Annotated in this window: 23 protein-coding genes; 17 read left to right on the forward strand and 6 right to left on the reverse strand. The window is 73.6% G+C overall.

Going from position 1 to position 25,281, the window contains the following annotated elements; translation table 11 throughout:
• Window positions 1–76 precede the first annotated feature (76 nt).
• From PGB27_RS23905 to PGB27_RS23930, 6 genes are all read left to right on the forward strand, one after another.
• Window positions 77–532 (forward strand): GreA/GreB family elongation factor, encoded by a 456-nt coding sequence (locus PGB27_RS23905; protein ID WP_274202930.1) that lies wholly within the window; start codon window positions 77–79, stop codon window positions 530–532.
• A gap of 88 nt (window positions 533–620) precedes the next feature.
• Window positions 621–1,079 carry a QcrA and Rieske domain-containing protein gene (locus tag PGB27_RS23910; protein ID WP_274202931.1) on the forward strand — a complete coding sequence of 153 codons (459 nt, stop codon included), beginning with the start codon at window positions 621–623 and terminating at the stop codon, window positions 1,077–1,079.
• A gap of 79 nt (window positions 1,080–1,158) precedes the next feature.
• On the forward strand, window positions 1,159–3,357 hold the full coding sequence (locus PGB27_RS23915) for a serine/threonine-protein kinase (protein ID WP_274202932.1): 2,199 nt from the start codon (window positions 1,159–1,161) through the stop codon (window positions 3,355–3,357).
• Between the two features lie 76 nt (window positions 3,358–3,433).
• A complete protein-coding gene (locus PGB27_RS23920; RefSeq protein ID WP_274202933.1) occupies window positions 3,434–4,039 on the forward strand; it encodes a P-loop NTPase family protein in 606 nt (201 codons plus the stop codon).
• A 20-nt stretch (window positions 4,040–4,059) separates the two neighbouring features.
• Entirely contained in the window at window positions 4,060–5,535 is a 1,476-nt protein-coding gene (locus tag PGB27_RS23925; protein ID WP_274202934.1) for a protein kinase domain-containing protein, read from the forward strand.
• Window positions 5,536–5,585: 50 nt separating this feature from the next.
• Window positions 5,586–6,290, forward strand: a complete 705-nt coding sequence (locus PGB27_RS23930) for a hypothetical protein (RefSeq protein ID WP_274202935.1) — start codon at window positions 5,586–5,588, stop codon at window positions 6,288–6,290.
• A gap of 42 nt (window positions 6,291–6,332) precedes the next feature.
• On the opposite strand, the gene PGB27_RS23935 is transcribed toward PGB27_RS23930, so the two are convergent.
• Complete coding sequence (locus tag PGB27_RS23935) at window positions 6,333–8,300, reverse strand: 3-oxoacyl-[acyl-carrier-protein] synthase III C-terminal domain-containing protein (RefSeq protein WP_274202936.1); 1,968 nt, start codon at window positions 8,298–8,300, stop codon at window positions 6,333–6,335.
• Between the two features lie 914 nt (window positions 8,301–9,214).
• Between PGB27_RS23935 and PGB27_RS23940 the strand changes: the two genes are divergently transcribed.
• Genes PGB27_RS23940 through PGB27_RS23960 form a run of 5 tightly spaced genes read left to right on the forward strand, consistent with a single transcriptional unit; the run spans window position 9,215 to window position 14,580 of the window.
• Window positions 9,215–10,441: an epoxide hydrolase family protein gene (locus PGB27_RS23940; RefSeq protein WP_274202937.1), complete on the forward strand. Its 1,227-nt coding sequence runs from the start codon at window positions 9,215–9,217 to the stop codon at window positions 10,439–10,441.
• Entirely contained in the window at window positions 10,438–11,421 is a 984-nt protein-coding gene (locus tag PGB27_RS23945; RefSeq protein ID WP_274202938.1) for a redoxin family protein, read from the forward strand. Before PGB27_RS23940 ends, PGB27_RS23945 begins: the two co-directional genes overlap by 4 nt.
• A 38-nt stretch (window positions 11,422–11,459) precedes the next feature.
• A complete protein-coding gene (locus PGB27_RS23950) occupies window positions 11,460–13,595 on the forward strand; it encodes a DHA2 family efflux MFS transporter permease subunit (protein WP_274202939.1) in 2,136 nt (711 codons plus the stop codon).
• Between the two features lie 20 nt (window positions 13,596–13,615).
• Window positions 13,616–14,299 carry an FAD-binding oxidoreductase gene (locus tag PGB27_RS23955; RefSeq protein WP_274202940.1) on the forward strand — a complete coding sequence of 228 codons (684 nt, stop codon included), beginning with the start codon at window positions 13,616–13,618 and terminating at the stop codon, window positions 14,297–14,299.
• Window positions 14,300–14,313: 14 nt separating this feature from the next.
• Window positions 14,314–14,580: a DUF6510 family protein gene (locus PGB27_RS23960; RefSeq protein WP_274202941.1), complete on the forward strand. Its 267-nt coding sequence runs from the start codon at window positions 14,314–14,316 to the stop codon at window positions 14,578–14,580.
• Window positions 14,581–14,714: 134 nt separating this feature from the next.
• On the opposite strand, the gene PGB27_RS23965 is transcribed toward PGB27_RS23960, so the two are convergent.
• Both PGB27_RS23965 and PGB27_RS23970 read right to left on the reverse strand, forming a co-directional pair.
• Window positions 14,715–15,071, reverse strand: coding sequence for an STAS domain-containing protein (locus PGB27_RS23965; RefSeq protein ID WP_274202942.1), 357 nt, complete (start codon window positions 15,069–15,071; stop codon window positions 14,715–14,717).
• A 213-nt stretch (window positions 15,072–15,284) separates the two neighbouring features.
• Window positions 15,285–15,617 (reverse strand): hypothetical protein, encoded by a 333-nt coding sequence (locus tag PGB27_RS23970; protein WP_274202943.1) that lies wholly within the window; start codon window positions 15,615–15,617, stop codon window positions 15,285–15,287.
• Window positions 15,618–15,854: 237 nt separating this feature from the next.
• Between PGB27_RS23970 and PGB27_RS23975 the strand changes: the two genes are divergently transcribed.
• Complete coding sequence (locus PGB27_RS23975; protein WP_274202944.1) at window positions 15,855–16,820, forward strand: CPBP family intramembrane glutamic endopeptidase; 966 nt, start codon at window positions 15,855–15,857, stop codon at window positions 16,818–16,820.
• A 59-nt stretch (window positions 16,821–16,879) separates the two neighbouring features.
• The gene (locus tag PGB27_RS23980) at window positions 16,880–17,413 is read left to right on the forward strand and encodes a GtrA family protein (protein WP_274202945.1); all 534 of its coding nucleotides are present in this window, start codon (window positions 16,880–16,882) and stop codon (window positions 17,411–17,413) included.
• Between the two features lie 42 nt (window positions 17,414–17,455).
• On the opposite strand, the gene PGB27_RS23985 is transcribed toward PGB27_RS23980, so the two are convergent.
• The 3 genes from PGB27_RS23985 to PGB27_RS23995 form a co-directional block, all read right to left on the reverse strand.
• A complete protein-coding gene (locus tag PGB27_RS23985; protein WP_274202946.1) occupies window positions 17,456–18,430 on the reverse strand; it encodes an alpha/beta fold hydrolase in 975 nt (324 codons plus the stop codon).
• Window positions 18,431–18,656: 226 nt separating this feature from the next.
• Window positions 18,657–19,244, reverse strand: a complete 588-nt coding sequence (locus PGB27_RS23990) for a TetR/AcrR family transcriptional regulator (RefSeq protein ID WP_274202947.1) — start codon at window positions 19,242–19,244, stop codon at window positions 18,657–18,659.
• Entirely contained in the window at window positions 19,241–20,500 is a 1,260-nt protein-coding gene (locus tag PGB27_RS23995) for a cytochrome P450 family protein (RefSeq protein WP_274202948.1), read from the reverse strand. The genes PGB27_RS23990 and PGB27_RS23995 overlap by 4 nt, the downstream gene beginning before the upstream one ends.
• 260 nt (window positions 20,501–20,760) lie before the next feature.
• Here PGB27_RS23995 and PGB27_RS24000 point away from each other — a divergent pair, with 260 nt between their 5' ends.
• The 4 genes from PGB27_RS24000 (at window position 20,761) to PGB27_RS24015 (ending at window position 25,249) form a co-directional block, all read left to right on the forward strand.
• Window positions 20,761–21,876, forward strand: coding sequence for a TerC family protein (locus tag PGB27_RS24000; protein ID WP_274202949.1), 1,116 nt, complete (start codon window positions 20,761–20,763; stop codon window positions 21,874–21,876).
• A gap of 477 nt (window positions 21,877–22,353) precedes the next feature.
• Window positions 22,354–22,785: a hypothetical protein gene (locus PGB27_RS24005; RefSeq protein ID WP_274202950.1), complete on the forward strand. Its 432-nt coding sequence runs from the start codon at window positions 22,354–22,356 to the stop codon at window positions 22,783–22,785.
• A complete protein-coding gene (locus tag PGB27_RS24010) occupies window positions 22,782–24,326 on the forward strand; it encodes an alpha/beta fold hydrolase (RefSeq protein WP_274202951.1) in 1,545 nt (514 codons plus the stop codon). Before PGB27_RS24005 ends, PGB27_RS24010 begins: the two co-directional genes overlap by 4 nt.
• Window positions 24,323–25,249, forward strand: a complete 927-nt coding sequence (locus PGB27_RS24015) for a hypothetical protein (protein WP_274202952.1) — start codon at window positions 24,323–24,325, stop codon at window positions 25,247–25,249. Before PGB27_RS24010 ends, PGB27_RS24015 begins: the two co-directional genes overlap by 4 nt.
• Window positions 25,250–25,281: the final 32 nt, after the last annotated feature.

Genomic DNA, 25,281 nt, shown 5'->3' on the forward strand with positions numbered 1-25,281 from the left:
GCGGGCGGCCCACGCAGGGTGGTGGGGCGGATCGACGGACCGGTCGGACCGGTCGCCCAACCGGGAGGTGCACCTCGTGACGGAGAGCGGTCGCGCGTGGCTCAGCGCGCAGGGCTACCAGCAGGTCCTCGACGAGCTCGACCAGCTGCTGCTGAGTCACCGGTCCGGTCCGCCCCGACAGGACGGCGACGACGACGCCTGGGCGCGTCATCGGTGGCGCGAGCGTCGCATCCGGTACCTCCAGGAGCTCGTGCTCGGAGCCGCCGTCGGCGGTGCACCGCCGGACGACGGCGTCGCCGAGCCGGGGATGGTGCTCACCGTCCGCCTCGACGACGCGGCGGAGACGGACACGTTCCTCCTCGCGGAGAGCGGCGTCCCGGCCGACCGGGAGATCGACGTCTACTCGCCGGCTTCGCCGATCGGACAGGCGGTGCTCGGAGCGCACGAAGGGGACACCCGCCCCTGCCGCCTCCCCGACGGGCACACGATCTCGATCACGCTCGTCGCCGCGACGCCCTACGACCGGGGTTGATCAGCGGTGGTCGGCCGCGCACGATCCGGCGGGGACGTCGGCGCGCCCCGCGCCGTCCGACGGGCACGTGCGAGGACCGGGAGGTCGCGTGAGCACGAGCGACGACCACGAGACGCCCACGGTGAGCCGGCGCAGTGCGCTGATCGCCACCACCGCGCTGGGGCTGGCGGGGTGCGCGGCCCCGGAGCCCGAGCCCCCGCCGCGGCCCCGGGGCGGAGGGCTCCCGTTCACCACGGCGCCGGGTCCCGGGTCGGGCGCGGCGGGCACCGTGGTCGGTCCGGCCGCGGACGTCCCGGTCGGCGGCGGCACGGTCTTCCCGGCCCTCGAGGTCGTCGTCACCCAACCGACCGCGGGGCGGTACGAGGGCTTCTCCGCCGTCTGCACCCACACCGCGTGCATCGTCGCCGACGTCTCGGACGGGACGATCAACTGCCCCTGTCACGGGAGCCGCTTCAACCTCGACGGCACCGTCGCGCGCGGCCCCGCTGAACGATCACTCACCGTGAGATCGGTCCGCGTCGACGCAGGACAACTCCTGCTCGAATGATGTAGCGTGCTCACCCTGAGTGTCGACATCGGTGTGTCGTGCCGGTGCGTCGCCCACGACGTGGCTCTCGGGGGGTCCGATGAAGCGCTTTGGCCAGTACGAGCTCCAGTCGCTGATCGGTCGTGGCGGGATGGGCGAGGTCTACCTCGCCCACGACGACCGGCGCGATCGGGAGGTCGCCCTGAAGCTGCTGCCCGAGGGGCTCGGGAAGGACGCCGACTACGAGCGGCGCTTCCGCCGCGAGTCGTACCGGGCGGCGCGCCTCCGCGAGCCGCACGTGATCCCGATCCACGACTACGGCGAGGTCGACGGGCGGCTGTACATCGACATGCGCCTCGTCGACGGCCAGGACCTCGCGACGCTGCTGGCCGCCGAGGGCGCGCTCCCGCCCGAGCGCGCTGTCGCCCTGGTGGGCCAGGTGGCCGAGGCGCTGGACGCGGCGCACGAGGCCGACCTCATCCACCGCGACGTCAAGCCGGCCAACATCCTCGTGACGCCCAACGACTTCGTCTACGTCGCCGACTTCGGCATCGCGCACAGCGTCGGCCAGACGCAGTCCACGGCGACCTCGAACGGCGCCGCCGCCGGCACCCTCGACTACATGGCGCCCGAGCGCTTCACCAACGGCACCATCGGGCCCCGCACGGACGTCTACTCGCTGGCCTGCGTGCTGTTCGAGTGCCTGACCGGGACGAAGCCGTTCCTCGGCGGCGACTTCCCCACGCAGGTGTACGCCCACGTCTACCTCGAGCCGCGCCGTCCGAGCGAGATCAACCCCGGCGTCTCCGCCGCGCTCGACGCGGTCGTCGCGCGCGGCCTGGCCAAGGACCCCGACGAGCGCTTCGCCAGCGCCGGGGATCTCGCCCGGGCGGCGCGGGAGGCCCTGCACGCCGGCCAGACGGTCGGGTTCGCCACGGCGGCACCGACGGCGGCCGCCACCACCGTCAGCCCGATGGCGCCCCCGGCCGGGGCCACCGCCGTCCTCGCGGCGCCGACGGGGACCTCCGACCCCACCACCACCATCCCGGCCCCCCGCGTGGGCGACGCCGATGCGGCCCACGTCTCGCCGACGGGGTCGCCGTCGACCCCGTCGACACCACCGGCCGCACCGCCGACGCCACCGCCCGCCCCGCCGACACCACCGCCGACACCACCCGCCCGGCCCGCGGGCGACGGCTCCGGCGGCTCGGCCCCGAAGCGACGGCGGGCCCTCGTGACGGTGCTGGTCGCGGTCGGCGCGGTGCTCGCGGTCCTCGCGGCGGTCGGGCTGGTGGCCCTGCTCGGCGGCACGAGCTCGCCCGGCGGGGCGTCGCCGGGGGTGCCGTTCGACCCGGAGGCCGGACCCCGCGTGGTCGCCACCAGCGTCGCCCGTCCCACCGTCGGCGCGACGGTCCAGGTCGGCTCGACGCCGGGGTACATGGAGATCGCGCCGAGCGGCGACTTCGGCTACATCGCGAACCGCGCGGCCGGCGTCATCACGGTCTTCGACACGACGCGCAACGCGCCGACCGGCGTCATCCCGGTGCCCGACGGCGGCCCCCAGTTCGTCGCGTTCTCGCCCGACGGCTCCCGCGCGTACGTCAGCATCTTCAACCAGGACTACAGCCTCAACGAGGTCGGCGTCCTGGACACGGAGAGCGGCACCTTCATCGCCCGGGTGCCCACCGGCAAGCGCCCCTTCGCGCTCGACGTCAGCCCCGACGGCCGCAAGGTCTACGTGCCCAACCACGACTCGGGCTCGCTGACGGTCATCGACACCGCGACGAACACCGTCGTCAACACCATCGCGCTCGCGCCCAACCCGCACTGGGTCGACATCTCCCCCGACGGCACCCGGGTCTACGCGGCCAATCACGAGTCCAACGTCATCTCGACGATCGACACGAGCACGGACACGGTGCTCGGCACCGTGGCCGTCGGCAAGAGCCCGCACTCGATCATCCGGCACACGACGAAGCCGCTGGTCTTCAACGCGAACTACGACGACAGCAGCGTCTCGGTGACCGACGTGAACACCAACCGCGTCGTCGCCACCATCCCCACCGCGAGCCACCCGCAGGACATCACGCTCAGCGCCGACGGCAAGCACGCCTACCTGGCGACGGTGGACGCGAACTTCATCCAGGTCCTGGACACCACGACCTTCAGGCTCACGGGCGAGGTCCCGACGGGGCGGGGTCCGACGAGCATCGCGGTGTCCCCGGACGGGCGGCAGGGCTACGCCACCAACCTGCTGGACGGCAGCGTCACCGTCATCAACCTGGCCAGCACGGCCTGAGCCCGTGGCCCTGGTCAGCGCGGCGGCTCCCGTGTCCGCGCGTCGTCCGCTGCCTCCGTGGGGCCGGCTCGTCGTCGTGACGGGCGGCCCGCGGTCCGGGCGGACGACCGTCGTCAACGCCCTGCTCGGCGCACCCGCCGTGCCGGACGGTCGGCTGCCGTGCACCGACCCGACCGTCCTCGTGCGGTGGGGCGACCGGCCCGGGAGCCACATGTACCGCAGCCCGGACGACCGCCCCGACTGGTTCAGCCTCGAACAGCTCGTCGGGTGGGCCGCGGCCTCGGCCGCGCCGTTCATGGCGTTCGCCGACGTCCTGTACCCGAGCGAGCTGCTCCGGGAGGTCGCCCTCGTCGACGGCCTCGCCGACGACCCCGGTCCGGCCGACCGTCCCCACCTGCGTGTGCACGTGATCGACGCGACCGTGGGTGCGGCGCCCGACGCGGGCGCCGAGCCGGCGCTCCTGGTGCTCACCAAGCTCGACCTGGTGGACGCCGACGAGCGCGACGCCTGCCGTACCGCGGTGCTCGCGCCGTGGGGCGACGACGTCCCGCACGTCGTCGTCGACGCCCCGCGGACGCTGCGAGCGCTCGCGAAGCGCAGCGGCCGGGCCTACGTCGCGTCCGGCGGTGCCGCCCTGCTCCACGCCGTCCGGCGCCTGGCGCAGGGCCGGCGGGCCGTCTGACCAGGCCCGCTGGGACTCCGGTGGAGCCGCGACGGTTCGGCCCCTACCGCCTCGAGCGGTTGATCGAGGCCGGAGGCACGGGCGAGGTGTACGAGGCCGTCGACGTCGAGCGGGACCGCCCGGTCGCGCTGAAGCTGTCGCCGGAGGACCCCGCCCTCCGGGAGCGGTTCCGCCGCGCCTGCCGCCTCGCCGCCCGCCTGCGGGACCCGCACGTCATCCCCATCCACGACTACGGCGAGGTCGACCGTCGCCCGTACCTCGAGATGAGGCTCGTCGACGACGGGGTCACGCTGGCGTCGCTGCTCCGGACGCACGGCCCGCTCGACCCGGCGCGCGCCGTGCGGCTCGTGGGCCAGGTCGCCGAGGCCCTGGACGCCGCCCACCACGACGGCCTCGTGCACGGGGACGTCCGGGCCGAGGACGTCCTGGTCACCCCGCAGGACTTCGTCTACGTGCTCGACGTCGGCGCGGTCGGGGCGCCCGACGACGTCGACGCACGGGCCGACGTCGCGGCGCTCGCCCGGCTGCTCGGCGCGTGCCTGGCGGGGTCCGCCACGCCCGCGGACCTCGACGCCGTCGTCCGGCGCGGGGCGGCCCACGGCTACCCCAGCGCCGGCGCCCTGGCCACGGCGGCGCGACAGGCCCTCGAGGCGCCTCCGCTCCCGGACCCCGGGCCGGGTCTGACCCTCGTCGAGCGGGCCGGGGGCGCCCTCGTCCTCGCGGTCGCGGTGGTCCTCCTCGCGGTCACGCTGCTCGCCTCGCCGGACGTCCGGCCCATGGCGTCACCGCGACCGGGGGCGAGCGGACCGGTCGGCGTGGGGCACAGCCACGCCGTCCCCGAGATCACCGACCTGGTCCCGACGGCGCCGTCGCCCGTCGCCATGACGATCACCGGCGACGGGCGCCTCGGCTGGATCGCGCACCGGGACATCCGCGCGGTCACGGTGCTGGACCTGTTCTCCCGGGCGACGGTGGCGACGATCCCGATGCCCGCCCCACCGCGGGAGATCGTCCTCGACCGGACGGGGCAGCAGGCCTCCGTCCGCTGCCGGGAGGACGGCGGCACGGTCGACCAGGTCGTCACCGTGGACGTGCCGAGCCGCACCGTCAGGCGCACCGAGGTGGTCCCACCGGCCCCGGAGGGGCGGGGACCGACCGCCCACGCCGTCTCCCCGGACGGCTCGCGCCTCGCCGTCGCGAACCGGGACGACGACACCGTCTCGCTCATCGACGCCCGGACCGGCCAGGTGGCCGCGACGGTCCCCGTCGGTCAGGGGCCCGAGGACGTCGCGTTCGCCCCGGACGGCCGGTACCTCTACACCGCCGACACCGCCGGTCGCACCGTCACGTCCGTCGAGGTCGGGACCGGACGGGTCAGCGCGACCGTGCAGGTCGGCGGCTCCCCCGCCGCCGTGGCGCCCGAGCCCCACGGCCGCCTGGCCTACGTGACCCTCGTCGACGAGGCACGCCTCGCGACCCTCTCGATCGGCCACTGACCGCACGGCGCCCCTCGCGTGCCGGCCGCGGTGGCCGGGTAGCCGTCGCCGTGACGACCCCGACCGACCGCCTCGTCGACGAGACCGTGGGACGTGTGGCCGGACCGGCCTTCGCGCTCGCGTCCTTCGTGCGCCGCGCGCGGGTCTTCCACCCGCACGGCCGGACGCTCACCGCGCGCCTGCACGTCCGGGGCGACGACCGGTTCGCGGGCACGGTGCTCGGGGCGGCCGGGGTCCACGACGGCGCGGTCCGCTTCTCCCGCGGAGCCGGGGTGCCCGAGCCGCTGCCCGACGTGCTGGGCCTCGCCCTGCGGCTGGACCTCGCCGACGGCCCCCAGGACCTCCTGCTCGTGTCGTCGGCACCGGCGCCGATCGCGCGCCACGCCATCCTCCCGGCACGCGACTACGGCGCCACCCACTACTCCTCGATCGTCCCCTTCCGCCTCGGCGGCACGACCGTCGTGCTCGGGGCCCGCCCGGAGCACGACCGCGAGCCGGAGCCCCTCGAGCGCCTCGCCGCCCTCGAGCGGGCGGCGGCCGACGGTCGGGTGCGGTTCACGCTGCTCGCCGCCCACACGACCGGACCGTGGAGCGCGGTGGGCGAGATCGAGCTGGGCACCGCGCTGCCCGACGAGCGCGGCGAGCGGCGTCGCCACACCCCGTTCCACGACGCCGGCGGCATCGAGCCGGTGGGCGTCGTGAACGCGCTGCGGCGTCGCGCCTACGCCGACAGCCAGGCGGCTCGACCGTCCTGAACAGCCAGGCGGCTCGACCGTCCTGAGCACCGGCCGGCGGCATCAGTCGCCGAAGGCCACCTGCACGTCGTCGGTCGTGGTGCGGACCGGCTGCGCCGGACCCATGCGCTCGGTCTCGACGCGGTCGAGCACCACCTCGTCGGCGACGATCGCGGGGTCGACGCGGAGGATCGCGTAGCCGCCCACGGCCCCGGCGCCGAAGCCGGGAGCGAAGATCCGCTGCGGACGGGTGATCACCCCGTCGCGGACGGCGTCGTTCACCGCGATCGGGATGCTCGCGGCCGAGACGTTGCCCATGGACTCGATGTTGAAGTAGAGCTGGTCCTCGGACAGCCCGGCCTTCGCGGCCAGGTCGAGGATCATCGTCTTGTTGGCCTGGTGCGGGACGATGAGGTCGATGCTCTCGAGCAGGGTGCGGCCGGGGTCGTCGGGATCGGTCTGGTCGCGGAGCTCGCCGAGCATCTGGTCGAGGTAGCGCTGCACCAGCGACTTGACCTCGGGTCCGTAGACGGTGATGTCGTTGTCGAACTCGGGGTTCGGCCAGATGATCGAGTTGACCTCCGACGCCGGCCCGCTCGCGTAGGTCTGCAGGACCTCGACGTCGACCGGGGCGCCGTCCGCCGCCGGGGCCACGACCATCGCCGCCGCGCCGTCGCCGAAGATCATCCTGGAGGTACGGGCACTGCCGATCTTGTCGGAGAACTTCTCGACGCAGACCAGCAGCACCGGCCGCTCGACCTCCTGGATCTGCCGGACCGCCTCGGCGAGCCCGTAGGGCAGACCGGCGCAGGCGGCGACCATGTCCATCGACGTGTGGGTCTGCTCCAGCCCCAGCTCCCCGGACACCCAGCAGGCGATCGAGGGGATCTGGCGGTTGCTGGTGCAGGTGCTGACCAGCACCGCGCCGATCTCGTCGGGCGCCCGGCCGGACTTCGCGAGCGCCGCGCGCGCGGCGTCCAGCGCGAGGTGGTGGGGGTCGCGCGCCGAGTAGCGCCGCTGGCGGATCCCGGTCTTGCGGGCGATCTCCTCCGCGCTCATCGGCGACCAGGAAAAGCTCGTGTTGCGGATGACGTCGACGTTGTCGCAGACGTGCTCGCCGCGCACCACGGCCAGGGCCTCCAGCGCGGGCTGCACCGCGAAGGCCTCGCGCACGCGCACCGGCGGGTAGGGCGTCCGGGGCGCCACCGGCTCGACCGGCGTGCTCGTCGTCCCCGCCGCCGCGGGGACGGTGTCGCGGTCCTGCTTGACCCGGTCGATGAACGCCCGGACGTCACGGTCGCGGGGGTGGAAGGTGACGACGAAGTCGTCGGGACCGATGTCGGCGGCCGAGCGCAGCGTGGTCCGGGAGCCGTCCCACGGGTAGAGGTTGTGCAGCACCATCGCCCACCGCGTGAGCGCCTCGAGCTCCGGCACCTCCTCGTCGGCGTCGAGGATCTCGTCGATCGTGAAGAGGTGGTGGTCGGGGTCGTGCTCGGGCATCACGAAGGTCAGGGCGTCGGGCTGCGCCGTGAACTCCGCGACGGTGGGCTTGATCGCGGGCAGCTCGGTGGCGTGGTGCAGCTTGTGCCGGAACACGTCGAAGAGCAGGGCGAAGACCCGGTCCTCGGCGTCGGCGGTCCACCGCGCCGGTAGCTCCTGGTAGGCCCGCTCGACCGCCGCGACCTTCCGATCGCGGTCCTCCCACGGCGTCAGCACCGGGAGGAAGACGTCGTCACGGTGCCGGGGGACGTCGCGCCACCGGGTCGGGCGCTTGTCGAACATCGTCATCGAGTACCGGTTGACCCAGAACAGGTTCTGCCCGAGGTCGCGCAGCAGCTCGAAGCGGCTCGGGTAGGAGCCGCTCTCCACCCGGTGCAGGATGTCGGTCCCCGTCGGGGCCTTGGCCTCGAAGTCCCGCTCGATGACGGCCGTGAACTGCTCGAGCGTGTCGAGGACCGTGAAGTCCAGCTCCCCGAGGAAGTTGGCCGGGAACACCAGGCGGCCATGACTGTTGATCACGAACGGCTTCACCGCGTCACCTCCGGCTGTCCTGCGCGAGCGATGGCCCGGGTCAGCCACGTGGGTGCCCACTCTAGAAGAGCCGGGGAGCCGGGGGCCTGCGCGAGAGGTGCATGGGGTTCCCCCAGCCGGCGGTGGCGGTGGGTCCTCTCCGGTCCTCGCGGGTCACCGAGGGCCCCGTTGACATCGACGGATGGCCGCAGTCATGGCCATGGTCGGCGCGGTCAGGGACATCCCGGACGACGTGCCGCCCACGACACGGCCGACGACCCTGGTCAACGTCACCCGACGAGGCCATCCGCGAGGCCCGAGAAAACGCCGGCGAGGCGGTCCAGACATTCGGCGAGCATCGGGGGCGACCATGCGTGCCCTTCCGAGCGAGTCCGGTCGATGCACCGTCCGTATCCGCGTCGTCGCTTTCCGCGAAATGCGGAACCGCACCGTCACGAACACGTTCCGTGGACGCCGCACGAATCTTGACCCGATGAGCCGAGGCGCTTCCAGGCGTTGAGCCGAGGGCGGTCCGCGATCCGTCTGCTCTTCACCCCGGCGTCTCCCGTCACGCGACTTCTCGGGCATACCCTCGACGCACGCGCCTGCTCCCCGTCGACGAGAGGAGCAACGATGGCCACCACGTCGATCGCGCCCGTTCGTCCGGCCGGCCTTCTCGAAGCCCTGCCTGCGCGCTGACGCCCGAGACGCGCCCCCAGCAGCCCGCCGCGGTCCTGCCTCGGTACGCGCCTCCACCGACCGTCGGCGCGATTCCTCGTGCGCGCACGTGACGTGCGCGTGCTGTACCGCCGACGATTTCCCTCACGACGAATGTCCGGTCCGACGCGACCGCCGACTCCGGCGACGGCTCAGGCGCCCTCGCCGGGTCCTCGACGCCACGCGGAGAGCCTCGAGACGTATCCAGGAGATTGTTCGTGTCCCTCATCACCGATTCGCGGACAGACACGACCGTCCGACCATTCCGCATCGCGATCCCGGAAGAGGATCTCATCGACCTGCGCCGTCGCCTCGTCCACACGCGCCTGCCCTCCCGAGAGCTCGTGGAGGACCGCTCGCAGGGCGTGCAGCTGGACGCGGTCGAGGAACTCGTCCGCTACTGGGCGTCCGACTACGACTGGCGCGCGTGCGAGGCGAAGCTGAACACGCTGTCGCACTTCAAGACCGAGCTCGATGGCGTCGACATCCACTTCGTCCACGTGAGGTCGCCGCACCCCGACGCCCTGCCGTTGATCATGACGCACGGGTGGCCGGGCTCGGTCGTCGAGCTGCTCGACACCGTCGGCCCCCTGACCGACCCGACCGCGCACGGCGGCGTGCCCGAGGACGCGTTCCACCTGGTCCTGCCGTCGTTGCCCGGCTACGGGTTCTCGGACGCACCGACCGATCTCGGCTGGGACTCCGGCCGCATCGCTCACGCCTGGGCTCAGCTCATGGATCGTCTCGGCTACACGCGCTACGTCGCCCAGGGCGGCGACGTCGGCGCCGACGTCACCGACGCGATGGGCCGACAGGCCCTCGACGGGCTGCTCGGCATCCACGTCAACCTCCTCGCCGGCGCGCTCGGGCTCAAGGACCGACTGCCGGCCACGACCGACGAGGAGCGCGCCGCGCACGCCGCGGTCACCACGTTCACCACCGACGGCTTCGGCTACTTCCTCGAGCAGTCCACCCGTCCGCAGACCATCGGCTACGCCCTGCTCGACTCGCCGGTGGCGCTGGCGGCCTGGATGCTCGACCACGACACGGACAGCTACGAGAAGATCCGGCGCGCGTTCGTCGACGACGCGCCCGTCGGCAACCTCGGGCGCGACACGGTCCTCGACAACATCACGTTGTACTGGCTCACGGCGACCGGCGCCTCGGCCGCCCGGTGGTACTGGGAGTTCGGGCGGTTCGTGGCCGCGGCACAGGCGGCCGGCGAGGAGCCGCCGCCGGTCACGGTCCCGGTCGGCTTCACGACGTTCCCCGGCGAGCTCTGGGCCGCCCCGCGCAGCTGGGTCGAGACGGTCTACCCCGGCCTCGCCTACTTCAGCGAGGTCGACCGGGGCGGCCACTTCGCCGCCTGGGAGGAGCCCGAGCTCTTCGCCCGGGAGATCCGGGCCGCCTTCGCGGACGTGCGCGGGGCGAGGTCACCTCGGTGACCGCGCCGGCCCGGTTGCCCGTCGAGGGCCCCCTGCCCGCCCTCGACGGCGCCACCGCCTGGCTGAACTCCGCACCGCTCACGCCGGCCGGCCTGCGGGGCACGGTGGCCGTGGTCCAGTTCTGCACCTTCTCCTGCATCAACTGGCTGCGCACGGTGCCCTACGTGCGGGCGTGGGCCGAGAAGTACCGCGACGACGGCGTCACGGTCATCGGCGTGCACTCGCCGGAGTTCCCGTTCGAGCACGACGAGCAGGAGGTCCGGTCCGCGCTCGAGGGCATGGGCATCCGGTACCCGGTCGCGATCGACGACGACTTCGCCATCTGGCGCGCGTTCGACAACGCGTACTGGCCCGCCCTCTACTTCGTGGACGTCGAGGGACGGGTCCGGCACCACCACTTCGGCGAGGAGGACTACGAGCGCTCGGAGAGGGTCATCCAGCACCTGCTCCGTGAGTCGGGCGTCGGCGACGTCGACGAGGGCCTCGTGTCGGTCACGCCGGACGGCGTCCACCTCGCCGCCGACTGGGCCGACCTGCGGACGCCGGAGACGTACACCGGCTACGCCCGGGCGACCGGCTTCGCGGGACCGGGCGGCCTGCGCCTCGATCGTCGGAGCGTCTACGTCGCGGCCGAGCGCCTGCGACGCAACGACTGGGCCCTCGTCGGGGACTGGACCGTCCGTGCCCGGGCCACGACGCTCGACGAACCCGGCGGCCGGATCGTCCACCGCTTCCACGGGCGCGACCTGAACCTCGTGCTGGCCCCTGGCGCCGAGGGACCGGTGCGCTTCCGGGTGCGGATCGATGGCGGGCTGCCGGACGACGCCCGCGGGCTCGACGTCGACGAGCAGGGCGAGGGGAGCGTGGTCAGGCCTCGGCTCTACCAGCTCGTCCGACAGCGCCAGCCGATCGCCGACCGCACCGTCGAGATCACCTTCGCCGACGCCGGCGTCGAGGCGTACGTCTTCACCTTCGGATGACCGAAGGTCTCGTGGAGCTGAGGAGGTCGACCGACGTGGTGACCGCCCCCGCACCGCCGACGGTGCCGCTGGCCTCCCGGGCCGGGCGGTGGCTCATCGTCGCCACCGCCCTCGGCTCGGGGGTGGCGTTCCTCGACGGGTCCGTGGTCAACGTGGCGCTGCCGGCGATCGGCGAGGAGCTGGGCGGCGGCTTCTCCGTCCTGCAGTGGGTGCTCGACGGCTACCTGCTCACCCTCAGCGCGCTGCTGCTCCTCGGAGGGGCGCTCGGTGATCGCTACGGTCGTCGCCGGGTCTTCCTGCTGGGCCTCGTCGTCTTCACCGTGTCGTCCCTGGCCTGCGGTCTCGCCCCGACCGGGCCCGCGCTGATCCTCGCTCGTCTCGCGCAGGGCGTGGGCGGCGCGCTGCTGATCCCCGGGAGCCTGGCACTGATCGACTCGGTCGTCCGTGAGGACGACCGTGGGCGCGCCGTCGGCACGTGGGCCGGACTCAGCGGCGTCGCGGCCGCGGTCGGGCCGTTCCTGGGCGGGTGGCTGGTCGACGCGGCCTCGTGGCGCTGGGTGTTCCTGATCAACGTCCCCCTCGCCGCCGTCGCGTTCTGGGTGACGGCGCACCACGTGCCCGAGACCCGGGACGCCTCGGCGACCGGCCGGCTCGACGTCGCGGGCGCGGCCGCGGCCACCGTCGGGCTGGGCGGGATCGTGTACGGCCTCATCGAGGCCCCGGTCCACGGCTGGGACGCGATCACCGTGGGCGCCACCGTCTGTGGGGCGCTGGCCCTGGCCGCGTTCCCCGTCATCGAGCTGCGGGCCGCGGCCCCGCTGATCCCGCTGTCGTTGTTCCGCTCCGCGCAGTTCACCGGCGCGAACCTGGTGACCTTCGCCGTCTACACCGCTCTCGGTGGCGCGCTGTTCCTGCTCGTCCTGCAGCTCCAGCAGGGCCTGGGCTACTCCGCGCTGGCCGCCGGACTCGCGTTCCTCCCGTTCACCGCGATCATGCTGCTCCTCTCCGGCCGGGTGGGAGCCCTCGCCCAGCGGGTGGGCCCGCGCTGGCCCATGACGCTCGGCCCCGTCGTCGCCGGAGTCGGGCTCGCGCTGCTGGTCGGGGTCGTACCGGGCGCCGCCTACGCCACCACCGTGCTGCCGGCCGTCGTCGTCTTCGGTGTCGGGATGGCGCTGACGGTGGCACCGCTGACCTCGGCGGTGCTCGCGTCGGTCCAACCCGAACACGTCGGTGCGGCGTCCGGTGCCAACAACGCCATCTCCCGGATCGCGAGCCTGCTCGCCGTCGCCGTGCTCCCGCTGGTCGTCGGCCTCGACGGCAGCGGGACCGGTCCGCTCGGGCGGGGTTCTCCCGGGCCATGCTCATCTCGGCCGGGCTCTGCGTCCTCGGAGGCGCGGTCGCCGCCGTCACGATCAGCCGCGGCGCTCCGGCCGAGCCACACGTGCTGCCGGGGCTGCACCAACCCTGTCAGTCCCCCGCCCCGGCGCGTCGCCCACCACCGGCCGACGGCCGCGGCCGGGTCGGCGAGCGATGAGGGAAGAGATCACCATCAGGAGCGTGACGGCATGACCTTCGTCTCCCGAGGCTTCCGGAGCCGACCCGGAGCCCGTCGACACAGGGACGACCTCCCTCCCGGGCAGTACGACGTCGGCGGCGGGTTCCCCGTGCTGTCCGCCGGGCCCACCCCTCGGACCGCCCTCGAGGACTGGGACCTCAGCGTCACCGGTGAGGTCACCGAGCCGGCGCGCTGGACCTGGCGGGAGTTCCAGGCGCTGCCTCGCGAGGACGTCACGGCGGACATCCACTGCGTGACGAAGTGGTCGAAGTTCGACACGACGTGGAGCGGGGTCTCCGTGGAGACCCTGCTCGACGCCGTCGAGACGTCGGCGGACTACGTGATCGCCTTCTGCGACGGGGGATACACGACGAACATCCCGCTCGAGGACGTCGTCGGGGGCAGCGCCTGGATCGTCGACCAGTACGACGGTGAACCGCTGACCGCCGAGCACGGCGGCCCGGCCAGGCTGTTGATCCCGCACCTCTACTTCTGGAAATCGGCGAAGTGGGTGCGCGGGCTCCAGCTGTCGAGCACGGACGAACCCGGCTTCTGGGAGACGCTGGGATACCACGACTACGGTGACCCATGGCGCGAGCAGCGGTACGCCGGCGACTGACGTGGCGGCTCGCCACCATCGTGTCCACCACCGTCGAGGCCGCCTCCGCCCGGAGGTTGTCGCTGCGGATCGACGGCTGGGAAGGCCATCTGGCGGGCCAGCACGTCGATGTCCGGCTGACGGCACCCGACGGCTACCAGGCCCAACGGAGCTACTCCATCGCCTCGGCGCCGGAGAGCCCGACCGTGGATCTGGTGGTGCAGCGGGTGGCCGACGGAGAGGTGTCGCCGTACCTCGTCGACGAGCTGCGGGTCGGCGACGAGCTGGAACTGCGCGGCCCGATCGGCGGCTACTTCGTCTGGCACCCCGACGTCGACTCGCCGCTGCAACTCGTGGCGGGCGGCTCGGGGGTCGCGCCGTTCCTGGCGGTGTTGGACCACCACGCCGCCATCCGCTCGTCGGTGCCGGTACGGCTCCTCTGTTCGGCCAGGACTCTCGACGACGTCATCGGGGCGGAGCGTCTGGAGGGCCACGCCGACCGCGGCGTCGCCGTGACGATCGCCCTGACACGTGGGGCACCACCGGGATGGACGGGGCTCCGGGGCCGCGTCGAGCCGGCGACGATCCGGCAGCACACGCTTCCCGTCGAGCAGCAACCGCGGATCCTGGTGTGTGGCCCCACCACGTTCGTCGAGGCCGTCGCCGACGGCCTCGTCGACGACGGTCACCCGCCGGCCGCCATCAAGATCGAACGATTCGGATGACCGGAGGAGCAGCAGTGACGACGGATTCCCGACGACTGGACGGCAATGCCGCGGCGGGACGGCTGGCGGACGTCTTCGCCTTCGACGCGACCGTGGTGCAGACCCGGTGCGGTACGTGCGGCACGAGGGCCCCGTTGGGGCAGTACCACCTGTACGCGGACGCGCCGGGCATGGTCGTGCGCTGCCCCGCCTGCGAGAACGTGGTGTTGCGGGTGGCCCAGACCCCCGGCCACACCTGGCTCGACCTGGGCGGTGCCGTGACGCTCGACATCGCCGAGTGATCCCCTCGACCGCGGTCCCGACCGCCCGTCCGACTCGAGCGCGACTCGGTGCGTGAGCTGCGCCGGCTGACGCCCCGCCGGTGGCGGTGTCCTCCCGGCGAGCCGACCTGCCGCGGTGGCGTCCCCGCGGCGGCTCAGGTCAACCCGGCCGCGGCCAGCCACGACCGCGCGGCCGGAGCCCCGAGGTGGACGAGGTGCAGCGAGACGCCCTCGCGCCGAGCGCGCGCGCGGACCCGCGCCAGGACCTGGACGCCGAGGGGATCGCAGGACGGGACCGCCGAGAGGTCGAGCACGATGACGTGACGGCGGCGGTCGAGCTCGGCGTCGAGGTGCCTGCTCAGCGTCTCGGCACCGTCGAGCGACACGGGACCCGACACCGTCACGATCACCCCGTGGGCGGCGTCGACGGGACGCACGTCGACGGCCGTCGTCGTCGAGCTCGACGTCGAGCTCGCGAGGCCGTCGTGGGCAGGAACAACGAGGTCGGTCACGGCGTCTCCCCGGCACGTGGGTTCGATGCCGGGCTGCACAGCTCAACCGACGGCGGCCCGCCCCACCTACCCCGTCGGCCAGCAGGATTCACGCCTCCCTGCGCATTGGGGCTGATCGGCGCGTGTCTTCTCGGCCGACCGGCCGACCGGCCGGACGGATGGTGCACACGATCCGCTGCGATCGGGTCGGAGAATTCCTCGGCCCGACAGCCGTCAGTCGGTCGGCAGGCGGGAGTCCAGGTGCGTGCTGTGGCTGCCGTCGAACATGCGGCTGGCGGCCATGCGTCGGGCGAGCTCGGCGCCGGCGTTCATGTGCTGCGCGATGGCCTGCATCGAGTGCCCCGGTCCACCGGACGCGGGCGGCTGGAGATCGACGGTGCGCAGGAGCCGCACGGCGGCGTCGAGCATGTCGGCGACCGCCGCCGCGACGTCGGGCTTGCCGACCTCGCTGACCTTGTCGGTCGCCGGACCCGCGTCGCGGCCGGCGCGCAGCGCTCTCGCTGCCTCGGTCATCGCGGTGATCGCCACCTGCTCGGCGCTGTCCATCGCCGTCGAGTCTTGTCCGCCCCGCCGGAGACCGCGCGACGACCGTTCGCTCCGCGGCAGGTCGCTGCGCTGACAGGACCGATCGCCGACCTTTCCTCCCGGTGACAGAAGGCTCCTCCTGCGGCCACGAGGTTCGCGCCGCGGGGCCACAGACCGCACCGCAGAACCCGTCGACCCTGCTGACAGGGGTCGTCGCCCCTGCACCGTGCCGTCCTCGACCTCGTGGGAGGAACCACCATGACCGCTGTTCACCCGTCCGCCACACCGACGCCGGCACCGGCACCGGCACCGCAGACCGTCGTCCCCGGTGACACGCACTCCGTCGTGCCACCGCCGGTGACCTACGACCATCTCGCCCGGACGGCGGGCCGCCGCTGGTACAACGGTCCGGCCGCGCTGCTGCTGATCGTCGTCACGGGCCTGCTGTTCGTGATCGTGGTCGGCATCGCCGTCAGCCTGGCGTCCCTGATCGCGGGAATCCCCCTCGACGCCGACGGCTTCCCGGCCGACCCCGCGTGGTCGACAGCGGCCGGCCTCGTGACCATCGCCGCCGTCCTGCCCGCGGTGCTCCTGGTCGTGCGGTTCGTGGAGCGGCGCCGGCCCGGGACGCTGTCGTCGGTCACCGGACGCCTGCGCGGTCGCTGGCTCGCGATGTGCCTGGTGCCCGCGCTCGCGGTCTCCGCCCTGGTCGGCGTGGTGGGCGTGCTCGTCGACCCGACCCAGGGCACCTTCGCGGGCTGGTCGTCGTTCCTCGGCGTCGCCGTCGTGGCGCTGGCGCTCACACCGTTCCAGGTCGCGGCCGAGGAGTACCTGTTCCGCGGTTGGATCGTGCAGGCCTTCGGCGCCGTCGTCCGCAGCCCGTGGCCCGGCGTCGCGGTGAGCGCCGTCCTGTTCGCGCTGGTCCACGAGGGTGCGACGGCGAGCGTGTGGGGCTTCGCCGACCTCGTGGTGTTCGCGGTCGTGCTCTCGGTCGTGACCCTGCGGACCGGCGGCCTCGAGGCTGCCCTGGCCCTGCACGTGGTCCACAACACCGTCTGCTGGGTCGCCGCGGCCGCCTACGGCGCGACCGACTCCATCGCCGACTACACCGAGGTCGGACCCGGGGTGTTCGTCGTCTCGACGCTCGGCACCGCGCTCTACGCAGCCACCGTGCTGGTGCTGGCCCGGCGCCGGGGCGTCGCGACCACGACGCGACCGGCATAGGCCGCGTCGAGGACGTCTCGCGGCAGCTCGCGCTCGGCCACCCGCCGTACCGTGGGCGGGTGTCCGCAGCGAGGTCGTGTCGACGGTGCTCCGAGGGCTCGCGGCCCTGGCAGGTCGCGCTGTGCGGCACCCGGGCCCGGCTGCACGGCGACGACCCGGCCGCTCAGCTCGTCCGCTTCGTCACGGTCGGCGTGATCAGTTCGCTGGTCTACTTCGGTGTGTTCCTGCTGCTGCGGTCCGTCGGCAGCCAGCCGGCCAACCTGGCCGGCGCCGTCGTCTCGTCCGTGCTCGCCAACGAGCTGCACCGGCGCCTCACGTTCCACGCCGGCGGGCGAGTCGACTGGTGGACGGCGCAGTGGGAGGGCGGCGGGCTGGCCGCGGCCGGCTTGGTCGCCACGTCGACGGCCCTGGCCGTGCTCGATCCCGTGGTGAGCGAGGCCTGGTGGGCGCAGGTGCTGCTCATCGGTGCGGTGACCGGCGCGGTCGGTCTGGTGCGGTTCGTCTTCCTGCGGCTCTGGGTGTTCTCCAGCCACGCACGTCGGACCGCCAGGCCGTCACCGTCGCCTCCCGTCCCGACGCCGCCGCGCCCATGACCTCGCATGTCCATCCGGATGGCCATGAGCTGGCGAATCGTTCTACTTCGCGCAGCACGAGGTGAGGCTGTACCACGTGCCGGGGTCCCGAGCTCCCGTCACCACCTGCCGTATCGCCTCCACCACCAGGGCGGGCTCGTCCTGGTAGATGTCGTGGCCGCTGCGTGCGGCGATGCTGTGTCTTGCGGCTGGGGTGAGCGTGGCGAGGTCGTCCTGCAGCGCTCGCCAGCTCCGTTCCAGCTCCGCGACCGGGAACCCCGGGATGGGGACCTCGACCGCCTGGCCCCGAGTGAGCACGGCCAACGGGATCGGCCGCAGCGGCACCGCCGTCCGGGTCTGCGCCAGCAGAGCGTCGCCGCGGTCGGCGTCGACCAGTTCGACGTCGGGATATCGCTCTCGCAGGGAGGAAGGCCCGCCCTGCACCTGGGCGAGCTGTTCGGGGGTCAGGAGGCGCCGCAGCTCGGCGTTGTACCGCTCGTGCGCGGCGTCGACGAGGACCACCCCGACGACGTCGTCGGGGTGGGCGGCGGCGTAGAGGCGGGCGTAGAGGCCACCGAGTGAGTGGGCCGCGAGCACGTACGGGCCGGGGACACGGGCAGCCAGCAACAGCGCATGCAGATCGGCGACCGTGTCCTCGGGCGAGCGCGGCTGAGGCACCGGGTCGCTGCGGCTGCGTTCGGCCGGGTCGTCGACCGACTCACCGACGGTGCCGGGCCGGTCGTAGGCACAGACCCGGGTGAAGCCGGACGTTCCCGGAAGGACCGCCGGTGCCGGCACGCCGGGGGACAGCACGCTCCATGCACTGCCGCGGTTCCCGTAACCGGCGATCAGGACGACGGTGGGGCCGCCCGTACCGCGGCACTCGATGTACATCCTCCTGCCGCCGACATCGACGGGGCCGGCGAAATCACCGTTTGCCGGTGGTGGTGCGCTCGACGCTGCCGCGCTGCACGCCGTTGCCGTGAGCAGCACACTCGTCGCCGCGGCGACCAGCGCTCTGATGAACAACCTCGTCAACTCCGCGCTCCGCTGTCCTCGAGCTCCGCGCCGAGCCCCACTCCGAACCCGGCACTTCGGCGAACTCGCAGAGGAGCGCCGGAACGGGCGCGCTCATGCCAGACATGCAGCATGCTCGCGTGATCTCCGGAACGGAACGAGGATCACGAACGGGCCTCGGGCGCTCACATCGAGTGAGCAGATCGGACAGGTCGCGCAGGGATCACTCTCCCGGTCGACGTCACCGCTACGGGTCGGCGCGGATCCCACGGTGGACGATGTCGACGAGGCCCTCCAGCCATTCGCCCGTCGGGCCGGCCTGCTCGAGCAGCGTGCGGTGGATGATGGCGCCGACGAGCGTGAAGATGGCCTGCTGGGGGTCGACCCCGGGCCGCCACTCTCCTCGTGCGCGGGCGCGCTCGGCCAGCGACGACGCCGAGTGGCCGTCGCCCGCGCGCTGCAGGGCAGCACCGCCCAGGTCGCCGCGGGCGGTGGTGGCGAGGGCCGCTCGCAGGAGCGCGACGCCGTCGGGCCGGGCGGCGAGATCGGCGATGGGTGCGGCGAGGGCGAGCAGGTCGCCCCGGAGGCTGCCGGTGTCGGGGCTGTCGCCGAACTCCTCGAGGAGGCCCTCCATGGCCGCCGCGACGAGGGCCTCCCGGGTGGGCCAGCGGCGGTAGACGCTGGTCTTGTTGACCTCCGCGCGGCGGGCGACCCGCTCGACGCTGAGGCCCTCGAACCCGGTCTCGGCGAGCTCGGCACGGACCGCGGCGAGGACCGCGGACACGACCGTGGCGCCGCGCGGCCGGCCGGCGTCGCGCCGAGGCGGGCCGGTCACAGCAGCACCGGCAACGACTCGAGTCCGCGCACGATCGCTCCGCCCCGCCATGCCGGGGGCGCCGTGGGATCGACACGACGCAGGGCCGGCGCCCGGCGCAGCAGGGCCGGGACGGCGATCTGGGCCTCGAGCCTGGCCAGCGGGGCGCCGAGGCAGTAGTGCGCGCCCTTGCCGAAGGCGAGGTGCGGATTGGGCGAGCGGGTCAGGTCGAGACGGTCGGGGTCGGTGAACGCCGCGGGGTCGCGGTTGGCCGAGGCGATCGCGGCGAGCACCAGCGACCCCCGCGGGATCGTGACACCGGCGACCTCCACGTCCGTGGCGGACCAGCGTTCGGTGGCGGTCTGCACCGGGCTGGTGAAGCGCAGCAGCTCCTCGACCGCCGTCCGCACCACCTCGGGGTCGTCGCTGCCGGACCGCAGCAGGTCCGCCTGGTCGGGGTGCTCGAGCAGGGCCAGCGTGCCCGCCCCCATGAGGTTGACGGTGGTCTCGTGGCCCGCGGTGAGCAGCAGGACCAGCATGGCGAGGATCTCGTCGGTCGTGAGCCCGTCGTCGCCGTCGCGGGCCGCGACCAGCCCGGACACCAGGTCGTCACGGGGGTCGCGGCTCCGGGCGACGATCAGCCGGCGGAGGTAGTGCATGAACCACAGGACCGACCCGATGCTGCGCAGCGGGCGCTCGCCGACGGCGAGCAACGCCCGGGTCCAGGCCCGGAACCGCGGGACGTGCTCCTCGGGGACGCCGATGATGCGGGCGATCAGGATCAGCGGGAGCGGGGCGGCGAAGTCGCCGATCAGGTCCATCACGCCCCGCCGCTGCGCGGTGTCGAGCAGTGACTCCGTGAGCTGTTCGGCCTGCTCACGCATCAGCTCGATCCGATGCGGTGTGAACGCCTGGCGCACCAGGCGGCGCAGTCGGTCGTGATCGGGCCCGTCGAGGCTGAGCAGGCCACGCTCCAGCGGGGCCAGCACCTTCGGCACCCCGCGACCGGCCGCCGCGACCCCCGGACGCAGCGCGTCCTGCCGGTTCTTGCGCAGGCGCGGATCGCGCAGAGCGGCCTCGACGTCGGGATGGCGGGTGATCACCCACGCCGTGCTCCCCCGCGCCCAGCGCACCGGCTGCACCGGCGCGTCGTCCCGCAGCCGAGCCCAGAACCCGAAGGGCTCGGCGGCGAAGTCCCGGCTCGTGATGTCCACCGAGGCGAGCTCGCCCACCGAGAGGCTGTCCCAGACCGGCGCCTGCACGCGCGGTGTCCCCATCGACCCCCTCCTTTGCAACGTCTCGTTGCAATCGTAGGGACGGCCCGGCCCTCAGGGAAGACGTGGACCCAGGTGTTGCCCAAAAACACGAAATCTGCTTCACTCTTCGCTGTGGAGGGGAGTATCCCCCGCGTCCTCGTCGTCACCACGGCATTGATCCCGCGAGCACGGGACGGACCCGGCGAGGCGGACCCGCACCGTCAGGGGCCGGGTCGGGAGAGACCTCCGAGTGTCGAACGCCGCACCTCGGAGGACAGCACATGGACGTCACGTTCGGGATCTGGCTCGCGGTCATCGCGGGCATCGTCGCCATGCTCGCGGTGGACCTCGTCGCCCACCGCCGGGCCCACGTCATCGGGGTCCGCGAGGCCGCCGCCTGGTCGGCGCTGTGGGTGGCGATCGGGGTCGGCTTCGGGATCGCGGTGTGGTGGATCTGGGGTGCTGAGTTCGGCCACCAGTACTTCGCCGGCTACCTCATCGAGAAATCGCTCGCCGTCGACAACGTCTTCGTCTGGGCGGTGATCTTCAGCTTCTTCGCCGTCCCCCGCGAGTACCAGCACCGGGTGCTGTTCCTGGGGGTGGTCGGCGCCCTCGTGCTCCGCGGCGCGTTCATCGCCGCGGGCGCCGTGCTGATCGCCAACTTCTCCTGGGTGCTCTACCTGTTCGCGGCGTTCCTCGTCGTCACCGGCATCCGGATGGCCGTCCAGCGCGACAGCCACATCGACCCCGAACGCTCCCGCACCCTGCGCTGGTTCCGCCGCCTGGTGCCGATGACCGACGCCTTCCACGGCCAGCGCTTCCTCGTCCGGCGCCACGGGGTCCTGCTCGCCACTCCCCTGCTCGCCGTCCTCGTGCTCGTCGAGGCCACCGACGTCGTCTTCGCGGTCGACTCGATCCCGGCCATCTTCGCCGTCACCGACGAGCCGTTCCTGGTGTTCACCGCCAACGCCTTCGCGCTGCTCGGCCTGCGGGCCATGTACTTCCTGCTCGCCGACCTCGTCCACCGCTTCGTCTACCTCAAGCTCGGGCTCGCCCTGGTCCTCGTGTGGGTGGGCATCAAGATGGCCCTCAAGGTGGACATCACCTACATCCCCACCCCGATCTCGCTCGCGGTCATCACCACGATCCTGACCGTCGCGATCGGCGCCAGCCTCTGGACCACCCGCGGACAGAGCGCCCACGCCGTCGCCGTCCCGGCCGGCGCCCCGCCGTTCCGGCAGGCCACGGCCGAGGAGCTGGCCGAGCTCGAGCCGTTGTGGAGCCGACGCGACCGACCCGGCGTCGCCCAGCCGGCCGCGACCGCCGCCCCCGACACCGCCGCCCCCGACACCGCCGCCCCCGACACGAACGACACCACCTCGGGACGGAAGTCGTGATCCCTCCTGCGCCGGACGCGCACAGGCGAACGCCCTCCGTGGTGGTCGATCTCAGCCGGGTGCCCCGCTGCGCGTGCCTGGCTGCAGGCCGCGCACCTGGCGCCATGAACCCGCCGAGCGCCCGGCCCGGGCAACCCCGAGCCCTCCAGCGTCGGACCTGCCCGGAGTGCGGGCAGGTCATGGCGCCGGTCGACGCCGACGCAGGCCCCACGGACGGCTGGTGGCAGTGCACCGGACGACACCGGTGGCTCATCCGCGACGGTCGACTCGTGCGACGAGGCCCGTGACGGGCCGCGGGTGGTGGGACGCGTCGGCGGGTGCGTTCGAGTCGCGCCTCGACGAACCGTCCGCGCGACGGGAGGCCTGGACGTCCCCGCCGGGCCTGACCGGACGACCTCTCCCTCGGGGCCTCCGGGCCGGCACGGAGGGACGGTTCGGCCCTGCCCCGCCGACCGTCATCGGCACGACCCTCGGGAGGTGCGCAGGGAGACGACGAGCTCGGTGTGGGGGCCGTGGCTGCTGGGCTGGTGCGGGGTGCTCGTGCTGGCGCTGGCCAACGGCACGCTGCGGGCGCTGGTGACGCAGCCCTGGCTGGGCGAAACCGTCGCACGAGCGCTCGCGACGGTGATCCTGCTCGTGGCGCTCACGGGCCTGGTGTGGTGGTTGCACCGGCGGCGTCCGATCCCGACCGCCCGGCAGGCCTGGGCGATCGGGGCGACGTGGACGGCGATGACCCTGGCCTTCGAGTTCGGTTGGGGCGGGCTCGTCGCCGGGCTGACGTGGTCGACGATGCTCGCCGACTACGACCTGACCGCGGGGCGCCTCTGGATCCTCGTCCCGATCTGGACCGCATTGGCCCCGGCCGTCGTGCGCCAGGCACAGCGCCGCGCCCCCGCGGCTGCCCGGTGACCGGCACCCTGGCCACGGCGGGCCCCGACGGGACCGCCGCCGATCTCCGGCCACGGCGGTGGCACCGGGCCGTGATCGTCGTGGCCCTCGTCGCCCTCGCCGGTTCGCTGACGGCCCTCGCGATGCCACGGGGGCCGATCACGCCGGTGGGCGTGGTCGTGGCCATGGCCGTCGGCGCCGCCGTGGGCACCCTCGCCGGCTTCGTGCTGCGGTCGCGCTGGGCGATGCTCCTCGCGCCGGTGGTCTTCGCCGTGGCCGTCGAGCTCGGCCGGGTCGGCGTCGTGGGGCCGACGGTGGACCGCCCTCAGATCTCGACGTTCTTCGGCGTGCTCGTCCTCGTCCTGGGCCGCGGGTTCCACGCGCTGGTCCAGCTGCTGCCGATGGTGCTGGGGGCGGCGGTGGGCGCGGGGCTCGCACGGCGGCGCTCCGGGGCGGCGGTCGCCCACGCGCGGCGCCGGGCGGCGCAGTGGGCCCGCCGCGGGGTCGCGGCGCTGGTCGCGGTCGCCCTCGTCGCCGTGGCCGTCGTGCTGACCCGCCCGGGAACGACCGCGCCGATCGTGGACCCAGCCGGTCGCCCGGTGCCGGGCAGTGTCGCCGAGCTGGCCACCGTCCGTCTCGGCGGCCACGACCAGACGGTGATGATCCGCGGACGCGACGCGAACGCGCCGGTGGTGCTCTACCTCGCCGGCGGGCCCGGGCAGAGCGACCTGGGCTACGCCCGGGCCTACATGACCGAACTCGAGGACGACGTCGTGGTCGCGGTCTGGGACCAGCGCGGCACCGGTACCTCCTACGCCGCCCTCGACCCCACGAGCACCTGGACCCTCGACCGCGCGGTCGAGGACACCGCGGAGCTCGCGACCTACCTGCGCGACCGGTTCGGCCAGCAGAAGGTCTACCTCGTCGGCAACTCGTGGGGCAGCACGCTCGGGGTGCTGGCCGTCCAGCGCCACCCCGAGCTGTTCGCCGCCTACGTCGGCACCGGGCAGATGGCCAGCCAGCTCGAGGCCGACCGGATCATCTACGGGCAGGTGCTCGACCTGGCCGCCCGCACCGGCGACGTGGCGCTCACCGAGCGGATGCGGGCCGCGGGGCCGCCGCCCTACCGCGACGTCTACGTCAACGCGATGCTCATCGACTACTACGACGCCATCGGCCCCTACCCCCGCACCGAGTACTTCCGGACCCAGGGTCCTCCCGGGATCGACGGCACCGGCGCCGACGAGTACGGCCCGCTGGACAAGGTCAACAAGCTCAAGGCCATGATCGACATGGGGTCGGTGATGTACCCCCAGCTCCAGGGGATCGACTTCCGCACCCAGGTGCCGCGACTGGAGGTGCCGGTCTACGTCGTCGCCGGGGCCCACGAGCTCACCGCCCGCTCCGGACCCGCCCGGCAGTGGTTCGACCGGCTGGACGCGCCCGTCAAGCAGTGGATCACCTTCGAGCGCTCGGGGCACGTCCCGCAGTTCGAGGAGTTCGAGCGCTTCCGTCAGGTGCTGCGCGACGTCGTGGCCCGGCACGGGGTGGAGAACCCGTGACGCCCGCAGCCCGGCGCGCGGTGACCGTGCTGACCCTCCTCGTGGGAACTCTCGCAGCCGTGGCCGCGGCCGCGGGGCTGGCCCTGGGCGGAGGCCCGGGGCGCCAGGTGGTCGTCACCCCGCGCGGCGAACCCGTGGTGCTGGACGGCACCGGCCTGTACCGCTGGAGCGGGGTCTTCGCCGCCGCCGGACAACGTGGCACCGACCTGGTCGTCCTCGTGCTGGTGGTGCCCCTGTCGGTGATCGCGCTCGTCGCGGCGCGCCGGGGATCGGTGCGAGCGAGGCTGCTGCTGGCCGGCCTGCTCGTCGTGGTGCTCTACGTCCACGGCAGCGTCGTCGCCGGCACCATCGCCCACACCCCGCTCTACGTCGTGTCCGTGCTCGTCGTGCCCGCGGCCGGCGCCGCCGTCGCCGTGCTCGTCGCCGGGATCGACCCCCACGAGCCGCTGCTCCGATCGGGCACGCCGCGGCGCGGGCCCGGTCTGTTCATGCTCGTCAGCGCGCTGGTGACCGTGCTCGTGTGGGGAGTGCCGCTGATCGCGGCCGCCGCCACCGGCACCGTCCCGGCCCGCACGGACCTCGCCGCGGCCCCGGTCACCCTCGGGCTCGATCTGGCCGTGGTGACGCCGCTGGTCTCGCTGGCCGCGGTCCTGCTGCTGCGGGGTGCGCCGCAGGCGCTCCTGCTCGCGGTCCCCCTGCTGGTGCTGGAGGTCTCGCTCGCGCCCGTGATCGCCGCGCAGACCGCGTCCCAGCTGGCGTCCGGAGTCCGACTCGACGCCGCCGAGATCGCCGGGCCGATCGGGGGCTTCGCGGTCCTCGCCCTCGGCGCCGCGATCACACTCGTCGCGCTCCTGCGCATCCCTGCCCCGTCGCCCTCTTCATCGTCGCCGTCGACCTCACCGCGCCCGGCGTCGGCCGCCTGAACCGACCGTCGCTCGCCGGACTCGTCGTCCGA

It is taken from the genome of Actinomycetospora lemnae, assembly GCF_028737315.1.
In the GTDB taxonomy this organism is placed as follows: domain Bacteria; phylum Actinomycetota; class Actinomycetes; order Mycobacteriales; family Pseudonocardiaceae; genus Actinomycetospora; species Actinomycetospora lemnae.